The following is a 16,400-nucleotide window of genomic DNA, read 5'->3' on the forward strand; positions in this document are numbered from 1 at the left end:
ATTGATTTTTTATAAATAAAGTTACAAAATTGTAGCAAAAATAATTAATAGTTTCTATTAATAACTAGATTAATGAGTTTTTCAAAGTTTACTAGACTTTCTTTTTCTCCTTTAAATTCTAAAAGAATACTGTCAATTTGATTTTTTTTCTCATTGAGATATCTATTAGCTTTATCTAAACCCATTAAAGAAACATAAGTTGATTTATTTGCAGCTATATCTTTAGCACTTGTTTTTCCAAGTTCTGTAGATGTTTTTGTAACATCTAAAATATCATCTTTAATTTGAAAACATAGACCAATTAATGTAGAAAGTTTAATCAATGAATTCTCTATACTGGTGCAATAGTCATCAGAAGTTAAATAAGGAAGTAATATACTTGCTATAAACATTTTTGCAGTTTTATTTATATGTATAGTCTCTAGTTTATTTAATTCAAGTTTCTTATTTTCTCCTTCAATATCAAGCTGTTGGCCAGCTACCATGCCTGCTAAGCCACAACATTGACAAAAAACTGTATTGATTTTCTTTAATTGTTCAATGTTAGGTATTTGAATGTCTTGCATTACTTCAAAGGCAAGTGCTTGTAGAGCATCTCCAGCGAGAATTGCAGTAGCCTCATTAAATTTTATATGACATGTTGGTTTACCTCTACGTAAGTTATCATTATCCATAGCAGGTAAATCATCGTGAATTAAAGAATAAGTGTGAATAGCTTCTACAGCAAAAGCAATTATATGACAATTTTTAATATTTAAATTAAAGATTTTGCCTATAGAGTAAACAAATTGAGCTCTTATTCTTTTTCCTCCACTAAAAAAACTATACTTCATAGCTTCTAATAAAGTGTCAGAAGGGCAAGAAGTATTATTAAATATATTTTCAGCAAAGCTATTAAAGTCTATTAAGATATCTTCAGTTTTCATAAAAACTTTATAATATTATTGTATTGTTTTTCTAATACATCACTATGTTCTTTAAAAGTTTTTAGCGATCCTTGAGACATTTTATCTGATAAGTTTTTATCACTCAAAATCTCTATTACATTATTTGCTAATTCTTCATAATCATTTACTTTTATTAAAGCATCATTTTCGAGTAATTCTTTAGAGATTTTACTGAAGTTAAATAAGCTTATGCCACTAATAATAGGTTTTGCTAATGCTGCGGGTTCAAGCAGATTATGCCCACCGTTATCAATTAAGCTTCCTCCGACAAAAGTAATATCTGATACATAGTATAAATCAAGAAGCTCTCCCATTGTATCACCAAGGTAGACTTGTGTATGGTTGAAAATTTCATTTTTAAAGAGACTTCTTTTTTGATAGGAGAAGCATTCGTTACTTATGAGTTTTTCTATTTTTAAAAATCTTTCCTTATGTCTAGGAACAATTATTAGTAAGCATTTTGGAAAAACTTTTAAAATTTCTTTATGTGCTTTGAGAATTTCTTCTTCTTCTCCTTGATGGGTACTGCCAGCAATCCAAATAGGTCTTGAGTTTAGACTTTCCTTTAACGCAGACATTTTTTCGTCTAAATTCTCAGGAGTAATTAGATTATATTTTAAATTACCTGTTAATGAGATTCTATCTTTTGGAATACCTAGAGAATGATATCTTTTAGCATCTTTTTCTGTTTGAGCGTTAACTTGAGATATTTTGCTAAATAAAAGCTCTTTACCAAAAGGTAGCTTTGTATAATTACGCATAGATCTTTTTGAAAGTCGTGCGTTAGTTATTACTACTGGAATTTTTTCATTGAAGCATTTATTTAATATATTTGGCCAAATTTCAGTTTCAATTATTATAAATATTTTAGGATTTAATTTTGTAAAAAAACTATTTATAAACGGTAAGGTATCATAAGGGATATAAAGATGATGAACATTACTATAGTTTGCATATAAACGTTTAACAACATCACTTCCTGTAGGTGTTGTAGTTGTGATTACAAAATTATCATTTGGATAGTTCTCAATTAATTTTTTAACTAGTGGCTCTGCAGAGACTGACTCACCAACAGATACTGAGTGTAACCATATACAATCTTTTAAACGAATTTTGGTTTGTCCAAATCTTTCTGACCAACGTTTTCTATAATTTGGGTTTTTTAGACTACGGCGTAGTTTTTTTAGATATATTATAGGTATGATAATAGTAAACAAGCTCGAGTAAAGATGAGATAGAATAGAATAAAAGAAAGTTTTTAAATGTTTCACACTCTAACCTAAGTATAGCTTAATAATTAATAATCACTCACATGTCAAACTATTCTAACATATAATCTAAAATTTAGATAACCCCAGATGTTATAAAGCTTAAGTTAAATTTTTAATAATATTATTTAGAGCAATAGCTCTATGGCTAATTTTGTTTTTGTCTTCAGGTGAAATTTCAGCTAAAGTTTTTTTAAACTCAGGGATTTTAAAAATAGGATCGTAACCAAATCCATATCCCCCTTTAGGGATGTCTGCAATTTCACCATTAAGAAAACCTAGTGATATTGTTGGAGTTGGATCTTGAGCATGTTTTACGTGAGCTAATGCACATACGAATCTAGCAGCTCTAGATGTTTTGCTATTCATTTTAGTAAGTAATTTATCAATGTTGGCTTTATCATTTCCATGCTCTCCTGAGTATCTTGCTGAATATATGCCAGGCTCGCCATTTAATGAAAAAACCTCTAGTCCAGAATCATCAGCTATTGCGGGTAATCCGGTGTGTTTGGAACAGTTACGTGCTTTTAAAATAGCATTTTCAATAAAACTAAGTCCTGTTTCATCAATATCTGAAACATGAAAGTCAGTTTGAGGAATTATTTCAATATTAATATTAGCAAAGATCTCTTTAAACTCTTTTATTTTACCCTTATTACTTGATGCTAGAACTATTTTTTTCATATCTTTAAACATTTATCAAAGCTGTATTGCATATATATTAGCAATATTTGTTATAAATGTTATCCTTTTAAATTATTTAGAAAGTATAAATAGAGGCGCTTTTATGAAAATATGTTTTATTGGTGGTGGAAATATGGCATCAGCAATGGTGGCCGGAATGGTAACTCATGGTTATAATGCTCAAGATATAGTTGTTTTTGATAGAAATGAACAAAAACGCCAAGATTTATTCGATAAGTATTCTATTGCAACCTCAACCTCCTTAGAAGAAACAGTTAAGCAGGCAGATATCTTAATATTAGCAATCAAGCCTCAAGGTATGGCTGATTTAATTAAAAATATTAGAAGTCTTGTTGTGGCTGAACAAATAATTGTAACCGTAGCAGCAGGAATTGAGACTATTGCATATGAAAAGCTTTTTAATAAAGAAATATCTTTTGTTAGAACAATTCCAAATACGCCTAGCAGTTTAGGATATGGAGCAACAGGAATTTACTTTAATAATAATGTGAGTAATAGCAAGAAAGATTTAGTCATAGATATTATGAAAACTATGGGTGTAGTAATTGTAGTTGATGCCGAAAAAGAAATTGATGTGATAGCTGCTGTAGCCAGCTCGGGCCCAGCCTACTATTTTCAATTTATGGAGCATATGATTAATGCTGCTACTAAAAGAGGCTTAACAAAACTACAAGCTGAAAAGTTGGTTGCTCAAACATGTTTGGGAGCTGCACAGATGGCGTTAAATAGTGATGAAGATATTGCGAATTTAAGAAAAAATGTTACCTCTAAAAAAGGAATAACATTTGAAGCTTTAAAAACTTTTGAGAAATATGATCTTGGGAGCATTGTAGATAAAGCTATTCAAGCGAATATTGATAGAGCAAAGGAGTTAACTAAAGAGTTTAGCAGTAGTTTATAAATTTTAAGAATTTGTAACTAAACTAAATAAGAAGAGTTTATGGCTTTTCAAACTTAAATAAATATTTGCTTTAACCACCTTGTAAGGTATACTTGTCATGACATAATATTATGTCTAAGTAGAATTAATTTTTAATAAATATAAGGTACATGAACTATGAGACTATTATTAGCAGAAGATGATCTGAATCTAGGAGAAGGGTTGCTGGAAGCTTTACAGAAAGAGGGTTTTATTGTAAATTTAGTTTCTGATGGTGAGGCAGCACAAACTTTTATAGAGTCTGGTCTTTATGACATAATAGTATTGGATATTGGGTTGCCAATTAAGACTGGCTTAGAAGTTCTTAGAAATATAAGAAATAGAGGTATTAAAGTGCCTATCTTATTATTGACAGCTAGGGATGGTCTAGAAGATAGAATCAAAGGCTTAGATTTGGGTGCTGATGATTACCTGACAAAGCCATTTGAACTTAAAGAGTTAATTGCTAGAATTAAAGCTATTTCTCGTAGAATAGACAAGAGATTTGATAAAAAAGTTAATGAAGAAATTAAGTTTGGCGAGTATAGTTTTAACCCTAATTCAGAAACAGTTACTAAAGATGGTATGATTATACCTGTATCGAAGAAAGAGTTAGCTCTTCTTGCTATACTGGTACAAAATGCCGGTAGAGTTGTTCCAAAGACCCAACTTTTAGAAGAAGTATATGAAACTGATAAAGAAATGGATACAAATACTCTAGAAGTTCATATGCATAACTTAAGAAAGAAACTTAATATTCCAGGTTTTATCCAAACGATTAGGGGCGTTGGCTATTTTGTGCAAAAGGATAAAATAGTTAAGTAATCTTATGGAGTTGTTCAATTACTTTTTAGATTTGGGTTTTACATTTTGGCTTTTATTTTTAACATTAGCCAGTGGCATAATTTACGCTATTGATTATATTTTTTTTCAAAAAACTAGATTAGCGCCGTATAAAGAAAATCTGAAAGGTCTTAGTAAAAAACAGAAAAGACAATTTTATAAAGATAATGGCCTGAAAGCACCATTTATAGCGGATCAAGCAAGATCTTTATTTAGTGTTTTTATTATAGTATTTTTTATAAGAACATTTTTTATTGGAAATTTTCTGATTCCTACTGCATCGATGACTCCAACACTACCAGTTGGGGATTTTATATTTGTTAATAAAACTGCGTATGGTATAAGAGCGCCATTTTCAAATGAAACTTTGATAAAAATGGGTGAACCTAAGCGTGGTGATATTGTAGTGTTTCATTTTCCAGTTAATCCAAATGTTGACTTTGTTAAAAGAGTTATAGGGTTACCAGGAGATGTAATATCTTACAAAGATAAAATGTTAACAATAAATGGTAAAAAACTTAAATATACTGATTGTGATAGAGATGCTACTAATTATTACAATCAATCTATATCTGGTGGCGCAGGTGATACTGTTTGCACAGAAGATCTAGATGGTGTCAAACATAGAGTTGATTGGGTAGAGTCAATTAAAGGCACTGATTTTGAAAATCTTAAAATTCCTGCTGGGTATTATTTTGTTATGGGAGATAACCGTGATAATAGTGAAGATAGTCGCTATTGGGGATTTGTTCCAGAAAAAGATTTAGTAGGTAAAGCTAAGTTAGTATGGATGAGCTGGGATAAAATAGATAAAAGGGTTCGTTGGGATCAAATAGGAAAGGTCTTTTAGATAAATGATTCCTGAATACTCTAGATTTTACAAAATTCTTGGTTATAACTTCAAAGATCAAACTCTTTTATTAAGGGCTCTAACTCACCGTAGCAAAACTAAAAAGAACTATGAAAGATTAGAATTCTTAGGAGATTCAATACTTGGTTTTGTAATAGCAGAAGAGTTATATACTAAGTTTCCAGATTTAGCAGAAGGAAAGCTTTCTCAAATAAGATCAAAACTTGTCAAAGGAGCAACTTTAGCCCAGTTAGCTTTGCAGTTTAAGATAGATGAGTATGTTATCTTGGGTGCAAGTGAACAAGGCGGTCAAAAAAGAGAAAAAATTCTCGAAGATATTTTTGAAGCTATAATTGGAGCTATTTATTTAGATAGTGATTTTGCAACCGTTAAAAAGGTTGTTATTGGCTGGTACAAAGATGTAATAGCAAATATAAATTTAGATAGTGTTAAAATAAAAGATAATAAATCAAAGCTTCAAGAAATTCTTTTACAAAACTCTTTAAGCTTGCCCGAGTATAGTATAGAAACTATAGAAGGTAAGGATCATGAGCAGATTTTTACTATTAAAGCTAGCTCAATTGAGCTAAATATTAATGTAAAAGCTCAAGGTACATCTCGGAGAAAAGCAGAACAACAAGCTGCAGGAAAGATGATAGAAATATTAGCAAAACAAGGCTTACATGAAAAAAAATAGACTAAACCTAAATGGTGTAATAGTAGTCGATAAAGATAAAGATATTAGTTCAAATAAAGTTCTACAACAATTAAAATATTTATTTAATGCGCAAAAAGCAGGTCATACAGGGACATTAGATCCTATGGCGACAGGAGTTTTACCAATATGCTTTGGTAGAGCTACTAAAATAGCTCAATACTTACTTGATGCAGATAAAGAATATATAACAACAATTAAGCTTGGTATTGAAACTGATAGTGGTGATGCTGAAGGTAATATAATTGCCCAAAATAACAATATACCTATTCTAACAGAATCTTTAGTAGAAGCCATTTTAGAAAAGTTTCGTGGAGAAATATCTCAAACTCCACCAATGTATTCAGCACTTAAGTATAATGGTCAACCACTATATAAGCTTGCTAGAGAAGGTAAAAGTATAGAAATAAAGTCTCGTGATATAAAAATATATAAATTAGAGTTATTAGATTTTTCTGAAACAACTCTAAAGGTTAGAGTTAAGTGTTCAAAAGGAACTTATATTAGAAGCTTAGCTATAGATATTGGTAAAGAATTAGGCTGTGGTGGACATTTAATCTCCCTGCAAAGAACTCAAAGTGGTCCTTTTAGCTTGGACCAAGCATTTAGTTTAGAACAACTAAAAGATTTAAACTTTGAAGAAAAAATTGCTAGTATAGCTAATATAGAGAGTGTGTTTGTTGATAAGCCAATATATTCTCTTGAAGAAAATGAGAAGGAAGACTTATATAAAAGAGGGCTATTCGCAGATAAACCAAACTTAGATAAAACAGTTAGAATATATGATGATGGAAAGTTTGTTGCTATAGCTGAATTTGAGAAAGGTAAATTAATAAATAAAAAATTTTTTGATCAGGATATATTGATAAGTGAGTAAATACAGCATACAAAATGATCCAAATAGGGATTTAGAAGCGCAAAAATATGATAATCCTATACCAAGTAGAGAGGTTATATTAAATTATATAAGAGATACGAAACTACCAGTAAGTATTGAAAATATCGCGACTGCGTTAGAGATTTTTAAGAAAAGCCTATTTGAAGGCTTAATCAATCGTCTTGGAGCGATGGTTAGAGATGAGCAATTAGAGAAAGATAGATCATACTATAGTTTGCCAGATATGATTCCTATTTATATAACTTCAAAAGTTACATCGGATAAAGATTCACGTTTAGAGCTATTTAGTAATACTTTGAATACTAAAGTTAGTATCCTATCAAATCAATCTAAATTAGTAATGGTTGGTGATGAGGTTACTGCTAAGGTTTTAGGCGTAAATAAAAGAGGAAGAATTGAGGCTGAAATAAAAACTATTGTTTCAAGAGCTCAGAAAACAGTTACAGGATATTACTATAAGAATTTTGATTGTCATTTTTTGAAACCAATAAGCAAAAATATAACTAATGATATAGTTCTTTTACCGCCAAAAGAAAAAATTGAACATAATTCGTTAATAGAAGCAGAAATAGTCATTCAACCAAGTATAAATAGCTGCGCTGTTGCTAGATTTAAACAAGAAGTAGAGGCTGTATCTCCAGTTAAAGAAGCTATGATGATGGCCACTCAGAAATATGACTTAATTGAACAGTGGAGTAAAAAGGCACTTAGATATTTAGATAATATTTCAGAAGAAGTTGTTGTTGGAAGTAGAGTTGATTTACGTGATAAGCATTTTGTCACCATTGATGGTGAAGATGCTAAAGATTTTGATGATGCTGTATATGGACATAAGACTAAAAGTGGTAGCTGGAAACTGTATGTTGCAATTGCGGATGTTTCTAATTATGTGGCAAAAGATTCAGCTCTAGATTTAGATGCAAAACGTCGCTCAACGTCAGTTTATTTTCCTGGTTATGTTATACCGATGTTACCTGAAAAACTTTCTAATGGACTATGTTCACTAAGACCTAAAGAAGATCGATATTCTCTTGTTTGTGAGATGAATATTAGTAAAGAAGGTAAACTTTCAAGATATAATTTTTACTCAGCAGTTATTAATTCAAAAGCTAGACTTACTTATACAGAGGTGGCTAAGCTTCTAGAGAAAAAACAGAATACTATTGTTGAAAAGACTCCTGAATTAGTACCTAATTTATTTGATTTATATGAGTTGTTTAAAGTATTACATGGTGCTAGGGAAATAAGAGGTGCAATAGATTTTGATACCGTTGAAACACAAATAATACTTAATGAACATAATCATATAGAGTCAATTATTCCAAGACATCGTAATGATGCTCACAGATTGATTGAAGAGTGTATGCTTGTAGCAAATGTAGCAGCTGCTAAATTTATGATTAAGCATAAAAAGACTTCACCATTTAGGGTTCATAGTGAACCTAAAGAAGATCGAATGAAGACGTTGAAGAAATATTTATCTAGACACGGTATTCATCTAGCTTATGGTAAGAATGGTAAGGTCACTCCAAAGGCATTGTCAGAAATGCTTGAGAGTATAAAAGACCGTGCTGATTATGATGATATCCAAATGATGACTCTGCGTAGTATGAATCAGGCTGTTTATAGTATAAATAATGATGGACACTTTGGCCTAGCATATAAAGAATATACACATTTTACTTCACCAATTCGTAGATATCCTGATTTAGTAGTACATAGAATTATTAAATCAATTATTGGTGAGTATAAGCATGGTGCAGCAGACTATAAGGCTTCAGAATTAGCTAATATTTGTGATAACGCTTCACAACAAGAGCGTAATGCTGATGGGGCTTCTAAGCAGGTAGAAAACTGGCTTAAATGCTATTTCATGCAAGATTATATTGGCCATGTTTTAGAAGCTCAAGTTAAGCATATTAATGGTTTAGGACTTTTTGCAGAATTAAAAGATATGTATATAGAAGGCCTAATACATGTCTCAGCTATTCCTGGAGATTATTATATTTATGATGAAAACAAAGATATATTAATCGGTAAGAGAACACACAAAGTTTATAAGATTGGACAGGATATAACGGTAAGAGTTGTTAGAGCTGATTTAGATAGAATTCATATTGATTTTGAATTGTATGATCCTCGCTCTAGTAAGCCTTTAAATGAGAGTTCTTCTGAGAGACCAGCTACTAAAAAGCCAAAGAAAAACAAAAATATCAAAAAGAAGAGAGCAAGGCGCAGAAAAAGGAATAATTCTAGTAAGAAAGAAGTAAATAAAGCTTAAGGTGCTTCGTGTCCATTTGATATTTCTAAGATTTTAAACCAATCTTGGATTTCTAAATCTATTTCTTGAGATTTTACAGTATTTTCTAGTCTTGAAATATTTTGACTACCTATAATTACTTGAGGATTAGCTAGATGCTTAAGTAACCATGCCATAGCAATTTGATCAATACTAGTTACATTGTATTTAGTAACTAGAGTTTGCATAAATCCAACAAGCTCTTTTTCTTTAGCTGTTTCTGGGTTAAAAATTTTACCGCCAGCTAGAGGTGACCAAGCCATAGGACGAATCTTATGTAGAGCATTCCAATGAGTTTTAGGTATTTTTATATTATTTAGTAATGTATTGTATATTTGACTTTATCTACTCGATATTAGATACACCTTATGCCTCTTTAGCTGCTGATATGAGCCATGACTATAAAGAAAGGTTATATTTATCGGCATTTAGAATGGGTTCATCTCAGTTCTCAGCGATATTATCTACAGCTATTGCCCCTTTACTTTTAGTTAGTTTTTCATATAGTGCTAAAGCTTATGTAGTTATGGCTACTGTATTTGCAATACTTTATTCAAGTGTTTGGGTAATAGTATTTTTAGGCACAAGTGAGATATCCCCTAAAAATAATTATAAAGAAAAAAGTCTAAGATGGTTTATGGTACCATTAAGTGGATTTATAAGTTTCTTCTCAGCTATTAAGAACAAGACATTTCGTTATCATCTTGGACTGTATCTATTTGCATTTGCTGGCTTAGATATTCTTATGAGTTTTTCAGCATATTATATAAATGTTTACTTAAATAAACCTGAACTTATGTCATATGTGAGCTCGATGTGGATAGTACAATTGTTAGTTTTACCTATTTATATTTTTATTGCTAGTAAATATAGTAAAGCTACAGCATATCGTATAGGAGCTTGCATTTGGTTTGTAGCTGTAGTTGTAGTTGCTATGCTAGGCTTAACTCCTGAGAATGCCTCTCCATTCACAGTAAGTCTTCACTTTGGCTTGATTGGGCTAGGTTTATCAGCATGTTACGTAATGCCTATGACTATGCTTAGCTTTGTTACAGAAGTCGATACTTTGATGAGCTGTAAAAGAAGAACAGGGATATATGCCGGAGCAATGTCTTTTGCTAGGAAATTCTATCAAGGTGTTCTGATCTTACCAGGAATAGGGCTTTTGCTAACAGTGATTGGCTATAAGAAAAATGCAACGATCCAAACACCAGAGACCTTATTTTATTTGCATTGGGTATTTATATTAGTACCATTAGTTTTGATCGTTATAGGATTTCTGTTTTCTTTAAAATTTGCAGTAAACCGTAGAAACTTTCATTTACTCCAGAGAGAAGTTAATCGTCTTGAATCAGGTGACACTAGTGAATCAGATTGTCATAGTACAAGAGATTTATGTAGAAAGGTAACGGGTAAGTCTTATAGAGCTTTAATAGATACCTGGAGAGATTTTTATTCAAAACATTCTTAATTAATTTAGGTAGTTTTTCTAGGCTGTTTAAAATCCCAAACAATTCTAAACTTCTTAAGTATACATAAAATCATATATGTTATATCTATCTGCCAGAATTTGAGATTATTTCTTATTGAATATGCAAACTTATGATGGTTATTATGCCAACCCTCACCAAATGTTATTAGTGCGATTAACAAATTATTACGGCTGTTATCTGTGGTTTGATAATCTCTAGAGCCAAAAATATGGCAAATTGAATTTACACTAAAAGTAGTATGATAAAGTAACACTGTACTTAATATACCATCCCAAAATACAAAATCGAGTCCTGAAGTCTCAAGGGTTGGATAGAAGTAGCTAATACAACTGCCTAGTATGAAAAGTCCAACTAAGTATAATGCAAAAGATTCATGAGCATATTTATCAAGCCATACTAGTTCAGGATATTTATTCCAGTCTTTAATAAACTTTGGATCGACCTCATCACTTCTTGCTTCAAAAACCCAACCAACATGAGCTTGAAAAACACCATTTTTAGGAGAGTGCATATCTGTTTCTTTATCTGAATGAATATGGTGATATCTATGATGTCCTGACCACCAGAGAGGTCCTTTTTGTGAAGCCCATGTACCTACTAAAGCTAATATAAACTGAAATACTCGCGATGTTTGAAAGGATTTATGCGAGAAATAACGGTGATAGCCAGCAGTAAGGGCAAATGTCCTCATACTAAAGGTTATAAGAAATACTAAAAGAGCGGTAATATTATAGTTCACAAAAAATATTGCTAAGCATGCTAAGTGCATTGCACTAAAGGCTATTATTGTGAATTTATTTGATTGTTGATTCATAATAAGCGCTCCATTTTAGATCATTTTTTTTGCAATTTTAAAGTATAGTTTATAAGGTAGTGATGCAATTAGCTTTAGAATTATAGTGAACTTTTTTGTAAAATGAATTTCAAACTTGTTAGACTCTAGACCTTTTATAATACTATTTGCTGCTTGTTCTGGCTCAAGTAAAGCAGGCATTTTAAAGTTATTTTTATCAGTTAGTTTAGTTTTTACAAAGCTTGGATTAATTAGGCGAATATCTAAATTAGGGTTCTCTGCCTTTAAGCTTTCAACTAGATTGATTACACCAGCTTTGGTTGCTGCATAAGGTTGTGATTTTGGCAAACCAATATAGCCTGCGACACTTGCTGTTATAGCTAGCTGACATTTAGGATTGCTTTTTAAATATGGAAGTACAAATCTAATTAGATAAAATACTGCTGTAAGATTTGTCTGTATTGTTTTATCTAGATTTGAAATAGCAATATCACTAATTAGTGAAGGTTCATAAAAAGCAGGCAAATAGATTATGAAATCTGGTTTATAGGCTAGGGCAGGTTTAACAGCTTTTTCGAACTCTGAGAAGTTAGCTACATCAAAGCTTATTATTTCAGCTTTATTTTTCAGTTGGCTGGCTATATTTTGAAGCTTCTCTTCAGAACGAGAAGAGATTATAAACTTAGCTTCTATGGAGCTATCTAGCCTTTGTAAAAGTGCTTTGCCTATGCCATCTGTAGCACCTATTATCCATATAGTTTTATTTGCAAATTTTTGCATACTACTCTCCAGTATTTTCCTTATGCATAAATAGTGTTAGCGATCCGACAGTTATGCCAAATTTTTTGAAAGTATTTTTGTTTATTAATACTCCATCATGCATTAGATACATCCAGTCATCAAAACTAATTTTATATTTTTTATCACCAACAGGGATATTCATTTGATATTGCCAGTTCATAGCATTACCTTCGACATAAATCTTAGCTTTGCCAATTACATCTCCTGTTGTGCCTTCATAATAGTTGTCAGATATCTTTTTAATTTTCCAAATGCGATGATCTTTTTCACCATTATAATAAACCATATTCTCATCAAATGTACCAATATCACCATCCCAGCTAGCAATACCAGAGAAATCAAATTTTTTGATAACTTTACTTTATAATCTTGGATAATTCCCGTACCAACTATTTTACCTTGCAGATATTTTTGAAGATCTAGCTTTGGACCTTCGCCTTTGTAACTAGAAATATCTGCAGAGCATCCAAAAAGTCCTAATGCCATAATAATTACTCCTATTTTGTATATTAATTTTTTCATAATAATCCCCTTAGTTGCTTCGAAAGCTTAATATTTGATGATCTATCACTTAGCCATATTTCAAAGAAGTATCTTGAAAGTTTTTTAGAGGGTATTTCACCAATAAATCCGGAGTCTGAATATAAATAACCATTACCATTTTAATCCATGTAACCATATAGGTTAGAACCTTTTTTTACATTAGGAATTAGCTTGTTAAATATTTCACTATATTCTTTGGAATTATCATTTACATCCATTGGGTGTTGTTCGTAGATCTGTTGTATAGTGTGTTTAGCAATAATTTGGCCACTAATATTTCTTAGATAGTGAATTTTTAATAGAAATGGTTTATTCCAACTAAAAGTACCATTTTGGGTAAAAAGAGTTGCATCATAAATACTAAAGAACCATTTTTTAAAATGTATTTTACCTACTTGCTGGGATTCTTGTTTTTTTACTTGCGCTAAAGACAAAGGTTTAGAAGTAGCTAGAAGTGGAAAACTGATAAATACTATTATTAGTAGTTTCCTAAGCATGGACTATCTCCAGTTGAGCAACATTAATACGACCATGAGTAAATGCTGCGCTGCATGAGTTTAGGTAGAAACGCCACATTCGTTGAAAACGTTTATCAAAACCAAGTTTAATTAGATCTTGCTCTACATTGATAAAACTTTTGTCCCATTCATCTAAAGTTTTAGCATAATCTTTACCAAAGAATTCTTTATTGATACATTTTAATCCTACTTTATCAAGTTCAATATTTATTTGTTCGATAGATGGTAAGAATCCACCAGGAAATATAAAAGTTCTAATCATGTCTGTACCTTTTGCATAGTCAGCAAAAAGCTTGTCATCAATAACTATACTTTGGATGATAATTTTGCCATCTTGTTTTATTAGTGATTTAAGCTTTGAAAAATATGTATTCCAGTATTCTCTACCTACTGCCTCGATCATTTCAATAGAAACTAAATAATCATATTTGCCTTCTTGGATACGATAATCTTCGATAACTATATCAGCATTTTTACCAGTTAAACGCTCTTTAGCATAGTCATGTTGTTCTTGAGAAAGTGTAATACCTTTGACAGAGTAGTTACCATTATTTAAAGCGGTCTCAGCAAAGCCTCCCCAACCACAACCAATCTCAATAATTGAACCTTCTTTTTTACCAAATTTATCAATAATATTTTGGTATTTATTTATTTGTGCTTGCTCTAATGTTTCATTAGCATTTTTATATAAAGCAGAAGAGTAGGTCATAGTTTTATCTAACCATAATTTATAAAATTCGTTACCTAAATCATAATGTGCATGGATGTTTTTTTTACTTTGCTTGATATTATTACGTTTAGTTAAATAACCAAGCTTTTGTAATAACTTGAAAAGTAGGTTTGGTTTCATATATTGGCCAAAAGCCTCTTCATTTTCTAAGCCTAGAAAGATAAGTGATTTTAGATCAGAAGTTTCCCAATAGCCATCACGGTAGTCAGCGGCGAAACCAATATCAGATTTTAGTTTTAAGTTTACAACTGTACGCCAATCTTTAAATTTAAGATCTGCTGTTGGACCAGATTTTTCACCTTTGGTAAATATTGTGTCACCTTCAGGAGTAGTTAGATGTAATTCGCCGTATTGTATTTTTTTTAGTGATTCGAGGAGATTTTTCTTTACTAGTTTTTCAAACATTTTGTAAATACCAATTTTATAACTTGTTTAAATATTACCAAAAAAATATTGTGGTAATATTGCTGCAAAATTAAATTTTGTTAATAAATGTTTTATCAAAGAAGATGGTTTGAGTGCTTAGGTGTTTCATAGTCTTTAAACTGGTTTGGCCACACTAACTTTAATATTTTTCTGCTCAGGCTTTGGGATATATTTAATGCGTTTAAATACAATTTTTAAAGCTTGCCAATGGATTAAATATATTACTTTTAAAGTTAACAGTGGAGATCTAAAAAATTCTTTAATTAAGTTTAGACTAGTTAACGGTTTTGTATGTGCTGTTATAGCTGTACCAAGCTGTAATTGGTTATTATCATAGTAGCTTATAATAACTTGGTTCTTAGCGTTATTCTCTAGATTTAATGAGAAATTAAACTTATAAAAACCTTTACGAGGGTAAAAGGGTGATACATGAAAATCTTTTTCTGCTTCAAACCAACATTTATCGGTGATCTCTTGACCAGATTTATGACAAATATAGCTATGAGTTTCTTTAAAGGTATTATTTACTTCGGCAATTACGGCGATAAGTTTATTTTGATTGTAACAAAGCCAAAAACTTACAGGATTAAAAAGATAGCCAAGAACTCTTGGCATTGTCATAAGTTTAATATTGTCATACTCTAGGTTATTTTGCTCGAGTAAGTTAATAGCCCATTTTATGCAGTTTGAGCCATCTCGATAGCCATGATCTTTATCATAAAAGCTATACAAGTTTAGTTTATTTAAACTAAAGATTTTTGGTTTGTTACTTATTAGGTCAAGCATATCTAAAATTATATAGTAAGATCTATATCTAAAAGAGTTTTGTTTGGGATGATGTCTTTTATGGTAGACTTTTGAGCTTAAAACAAAATCTTTTACCATGGAGTATCTACTCCTAATTTTGATGCAACATTTACTGCACTAAGTATACCATCTTCATGGAAGCCATATCTTAAATACGCACCACAGAAATATGTATTGTTTACACCTTGTATTTTATCAATTTGCTGTTGAGCTTGTATTGCTTTTTTGTCAAAAACAGGATGCTCAAAAATATGTTCGTTAATTATTTTCTTTTGATCTGGTTTTTGATCTGGATTTACTGTTACAAAGTAATCTGTATCTGTATTTAATGGCTGTAGATTGTTCATCCAATAGCTTAGAGATACAACATTACGTTTATCTTTAGTTTCAGCACTTAGGTAATTCCAACTTGACCAAGCAGTTTTGCGTTTTGGCATAATAGCATTATCTGTATGTAATATAACAGAGTTAGGTTGATATTTGATTGCAGATATTAGCTCTTTTTCATTTTGGTTTGGATCATCAAGTAGCTCAAGAACTTCATTCGAATGACAAGCAAACACAACTTTATCAAACTCATTAATATTATTTTGGTTATCTGTAATAGAGATTTTATCAGTTCTTGATACAATTTTTGCCATTGGAGCAAATTTTACATTAGCATTCTTTAATTCTTTGATGATTTTATTAACATAAGTTTTACTACCACCTTTTACAGTATACCACTGAACAGGCTTGGTAGTTGTAAGTAAGCCATGGTTACTAAAAAATCAAAAAGACTGTTGAATTAATATCCCAAATTGTTAGATATATTTTGTAAAATACAGATGTTACAGATATTAGTA

At 30.9% G+C, this 16,400-nt stretch carries 14 protein-coding genes and 4 pseudogenes; 7 read left to right on the top strand and 11 right to left on the bottom strand.

Going from position 1 to position 16,400, the window contains the following annotated elements; translation table 11 throughout:
- Window positions 1-44: 44 nt before the first annotated feature.
- The 3 genes from R8535_RS05710 to rdgB all read right to left on the bottom strand — a co-directional run bounded on the left by R8535_RS05710 (window position 45) and on the right by rdgB (window position 2,899).
- A complete protein-coding gene (locus tag R8535_RS05710; RefSeq protein ID WP_329497322.1) occupies window positions 45-926 on the bottom strand; it encodes a polyprenyl synthetase family protein in 882 nt (293 codons plus the stop codon).
- Complete coding sequence (gene waaA / locus R8535_RS05715; RefSeq protein ID WP_329497324.1) at window positions 923-2,218, bottom strand: lipid IV(A) 3-deoxy-D-manno-octulosonic acid transferase; 1,296 nt, start codon at window positions 2,216-2,218, stop codon at window positions 923-925. The genes R8535_RS05710 and waaA overlap by 4 nt, the downstream gene beginning before the upstream one ends.
- Before the next feature lie 99 nt (window positions 2,219-2,317).
- Window positions 2,318-2,899, bottom strand: coding sequence for an RdgB/HAM1 family non-canonical purine NTP pyrophosphatase (rdgB, locus tag R8535_RS05720; protein WP_329497326.1), 582 nt, complete (start codon window positions 2,897-2,899; stop codon window positions 2,318-2,320).
- Window positions 2,900-3,002: 103 nt separating this feature from the next.
- Here rdgB and proC point away from each other — a divergent pair, with 103 nt between their 5' ends.
- The 6 genes from proC to rnr all read left to right on the top strand — a co-directional run bounded on the left by proC (window position 3,003) and on the right by rnr (window position 9,426).
- Window positions 3,003-3,821, top strand: a complete 819-nt coding sequence (gene proC / locus R8535_RS05725; RefSeq protein ID WP_329497328.1) for a pyrroline-5-carboxylate reductase — start codon at window positions 3,003-3,005, stop codon at window positions 3,819-3,821.
- A gap of 156 nt (window positions 3,822-3,977) precedes the next feature.
- Window positions 3,978-4,664: a response regulator transcription factor gene (locus R8535_RS05730; RefSeq protein ID WP_329497330.1), complete on the top strand. Its 687-nt coding sequence runs from the start codon at window positions 3,978-3,980 to the stop codon at window positions 4,662-4,664.
- Between the two features lie 4 nt (window positions 4,665-4,668).
- Window positions 4,669-5,532: a signal peptidase I gene (lepB, locus tag R8535_RS05735; protein WP_329497332.1), complete on the top strand. Its 864-nt coding sequence runs from the start codon at window positions 4,669-4,671 to the stop codon at window positions 5,530-5,532.
- Between the two features lie 4 nt (window positions 5,533-5,536).
- Window positions 5,537-6,229 (top strand): ribonuclease III, encoded by a 693-nt coding sequence (gene rnc / locus R8535_RS05740; RefSeq protein WP_329497334.1) that lies wholly within the window; start codon window positions 5,537-5,539, stop codon window positions 6,227-6,229.
- On the top strand, window positions 6,216-7,124 hold the full coding sequence (gene truB, locus R8535_RS05745; protein WP_329497336.1) for a tRNA pseudouridine(55) synthase TruB: 909 nt from the start codon (window positions 6,216-6,218) through the stop codon (window positions 7,122-7,124). Before rnc ends, truB begins: the two co-directional genes overlap by 14 nt.
- On the top strand, window positions 7,117-9,426 hold the full coding sequence (gene rnr / locus R8535_RS05750; RefSeq protein ID WP_329497338.1) for a ribonuclease R: 2,310 nt from the start codon (window positions 7,117-7,119) through the stop codon (window positions 9,424-9,426). The genes truB and rnr overlap by 8 nt, the downstream gene beginning before the upstream one ends.
- Here the strand turns inward: rnr and R8535_RS05755 are convergent.
- A complete protein-coding gene (locus R8535_RS05755; protein ID WP_329497347.1) occupies window positions 9,423-9,779 on the bottom strand; it encodes an aldo/keto reductase in 357 nt (118 codons plus the stop codon). The genes rnr and R8535_RS05755 overlap by 4 nt on opposite strands.
- Here R8535_RS05755 and R8535_RS05760 point away from each other — a divergent pair.
- Window positions 9,761-10,915: pseudogene (locus tag R8535_RS05760) on the top strand (MFS transporter); the annotation flags it as partial. The gene R8535_RS05755 and the pseudogene R8535_RS05760 overlap by 19 nt on opposite strands.
- A gap of 5 nt (window positions 10,916-10,920) precedes the next feature.
- Here the strand turns inward: R8535_RS05760 and R8535_RS05765 are convergent.
- From R8535_RS05765 to R8535_RS05795, 7 genes and pseudogenes are all read right to left on the bottom strand, one after another.
- On the bottom strand, window positions 10,921-11,751 hold the full coding sequence (locus R8535_RS05765) for an acyl-CoA desaturase (RefSeq protein ID WP_329497340.1): 831 nt from the start codon (window positions 11,749-11,751) through the stop codon (window positions 10,921-10,923).
- A 15-nt stretch (window positions 11,752-11,766) separates the two neighbouring features.
- On the bottom strand, window positions 11,767-12,510 hold the full coding sequence (locus tag R8535_RS05770) for an SDR family NAD(P)-dependent oxidoreductase (RefSeq protein WP_329497341.1): 744 nt from the start codon (window positions 12,508-12,510) through the stop codon (window positions 11,767-11,769).
- A 1-nt stretch (window position 12,511) separates the two neighbouring features.
- A pseudogene (locus tag R8535_RS05775) lies at window positions 12,512-13,053 on the bottom strand (DUF3833 domain-containing protein).
- Window positions 13,050-13,571, bottom strand: a pseudogene (locus tag R8535_RS05780) (hypothetical protein). Before R8535_RS05780 ends, R8535_RS05775 begins: the two co-directional pseudogenes overlap by 4 nt.
- A complete protein-coding gene (locus R8535_RS05785; protein WP_329497343.1) occupies window positions 13,564-14,727 on the bottom strand; it encodes a cyclopropane-fatty-acyl-phospholipid synthase family protein in 1,164 nt (387 codons plus the stop codon). Before R8535_RS05785 ends, R8535_RS05780 begins: the two are co-directional and overlap by 8 nt.
- 135 nt (window positions 14,728-14,862) lie before the next feature.
- Complete coding sequence (locus tag R8535_RS05790) at window positions 14,863-15,633, bottom strand: DUF1365 domain-containing protein (protein WP_329497345.1); 771 nt, start codon at window positions 15,631-15,633, stop codon at window positions 14,863-14,865.
- Window positions 15,627-16,325: pseudogene (locus R8535_RS05795) on the bottom strand (FAD-dependent oxidoreductase); the annotation flags it as partial. The pseudogene R8535_RS05795 and the gene R8535_RS05790, both read right to left, overlap by 7 nt.
- Window positions 16,326-16,400 lie beyond the last annotated feature (75 nt).

It is taken from the genome of Francisella sp. 19S2-4, from assembly GCF_036281795.1.
Lineage (GTDB): Bacteria > Pseudomonadota > Gammaproteobacteria > Francisellales > Francisellaceae > Francisella.

What these genes read in the sequence shown, in the direction of transcription:
- lepB (WP_329497332.1), top strand. Translation starts at nt 4,669, where the DNA reads ATGGAGTTGTTCAATTACTTTTTAGATTTGGGTTTTACATTTTGGCTT.
- proC (WP_329497328.1), top strand. Translation starts at nt 3,003, where the DNA reads ATGAAAATATGTTTTATTGGTGGTGGAAATATGGCATCAGCAATGGTG.
- truB (WP_329497336.1), top strand. Translation starts at nt 6,216, where the DNA reads ATGAAAAAAAATAGACTAAACCTAAATGGTGTAATAGTAGTCGATAAA.
- rdgB (WP_329497326.1), bottom strand. Translation starts at nt 2,899, where the DNA reads ATGAAAAAAATAGTTCTAGCATCAAGTAATAAGGGTAAAATAAAAGAG.
- rnc (WP_329497334.1), top strand. Translation starts at nt 5,537, where the DNA reads ATGATTCCTGAATACTCTAGATTTTACAAAATTCTTGGTTATAACTTC.
- R8535_RS05765 (WP_329497340.1), bottom strand. Translation starts at nt 11,751, where the DNA reads ATGAATCAACAATCAAATAAATTCACAATAATAGCCTTTAGTGCAATG.
- R8535_RS05770 (WP_329497341.1), bottom strand. Translation starts at nt 12,510, where the DNA reads ATGCAAAAATTTGCAAATAAAACTATATGGATAATAGGTGCTACAGAT.
- R8535_RS05785 (WP_329497343.1), bottom strand. Translation starts at nt 14,727, where the DNA reads ATGTTTGAAAAACTAGTAAAGAAAAATCTCCTCGAATCACTAAAAAAA.
- R8535_RS05710 (WP_329497322.1), bottom strand. Translation starts at nt 926, where the DNA reads ATGAAAACTGAAGATATCTTAATAGACTTTAATAGCTTTGCTGAAAAT.
- R8535_RS05790 (WP_329497345.1), bottom strand. Translation starts at nt 15,633, where the DNA reads ATGGTAAAAGATTTTGTTTTAAGCTCAAAAGTCTACCATAAAAGACAT.
- R8535_RS05730 (WP_329497330.1), top strand. Translation starts at nt 3,978, where the DNA reads ATGAGACTATTATTAGCAGAAGATGATCTGAATCTAGGAGAAGGGTTG.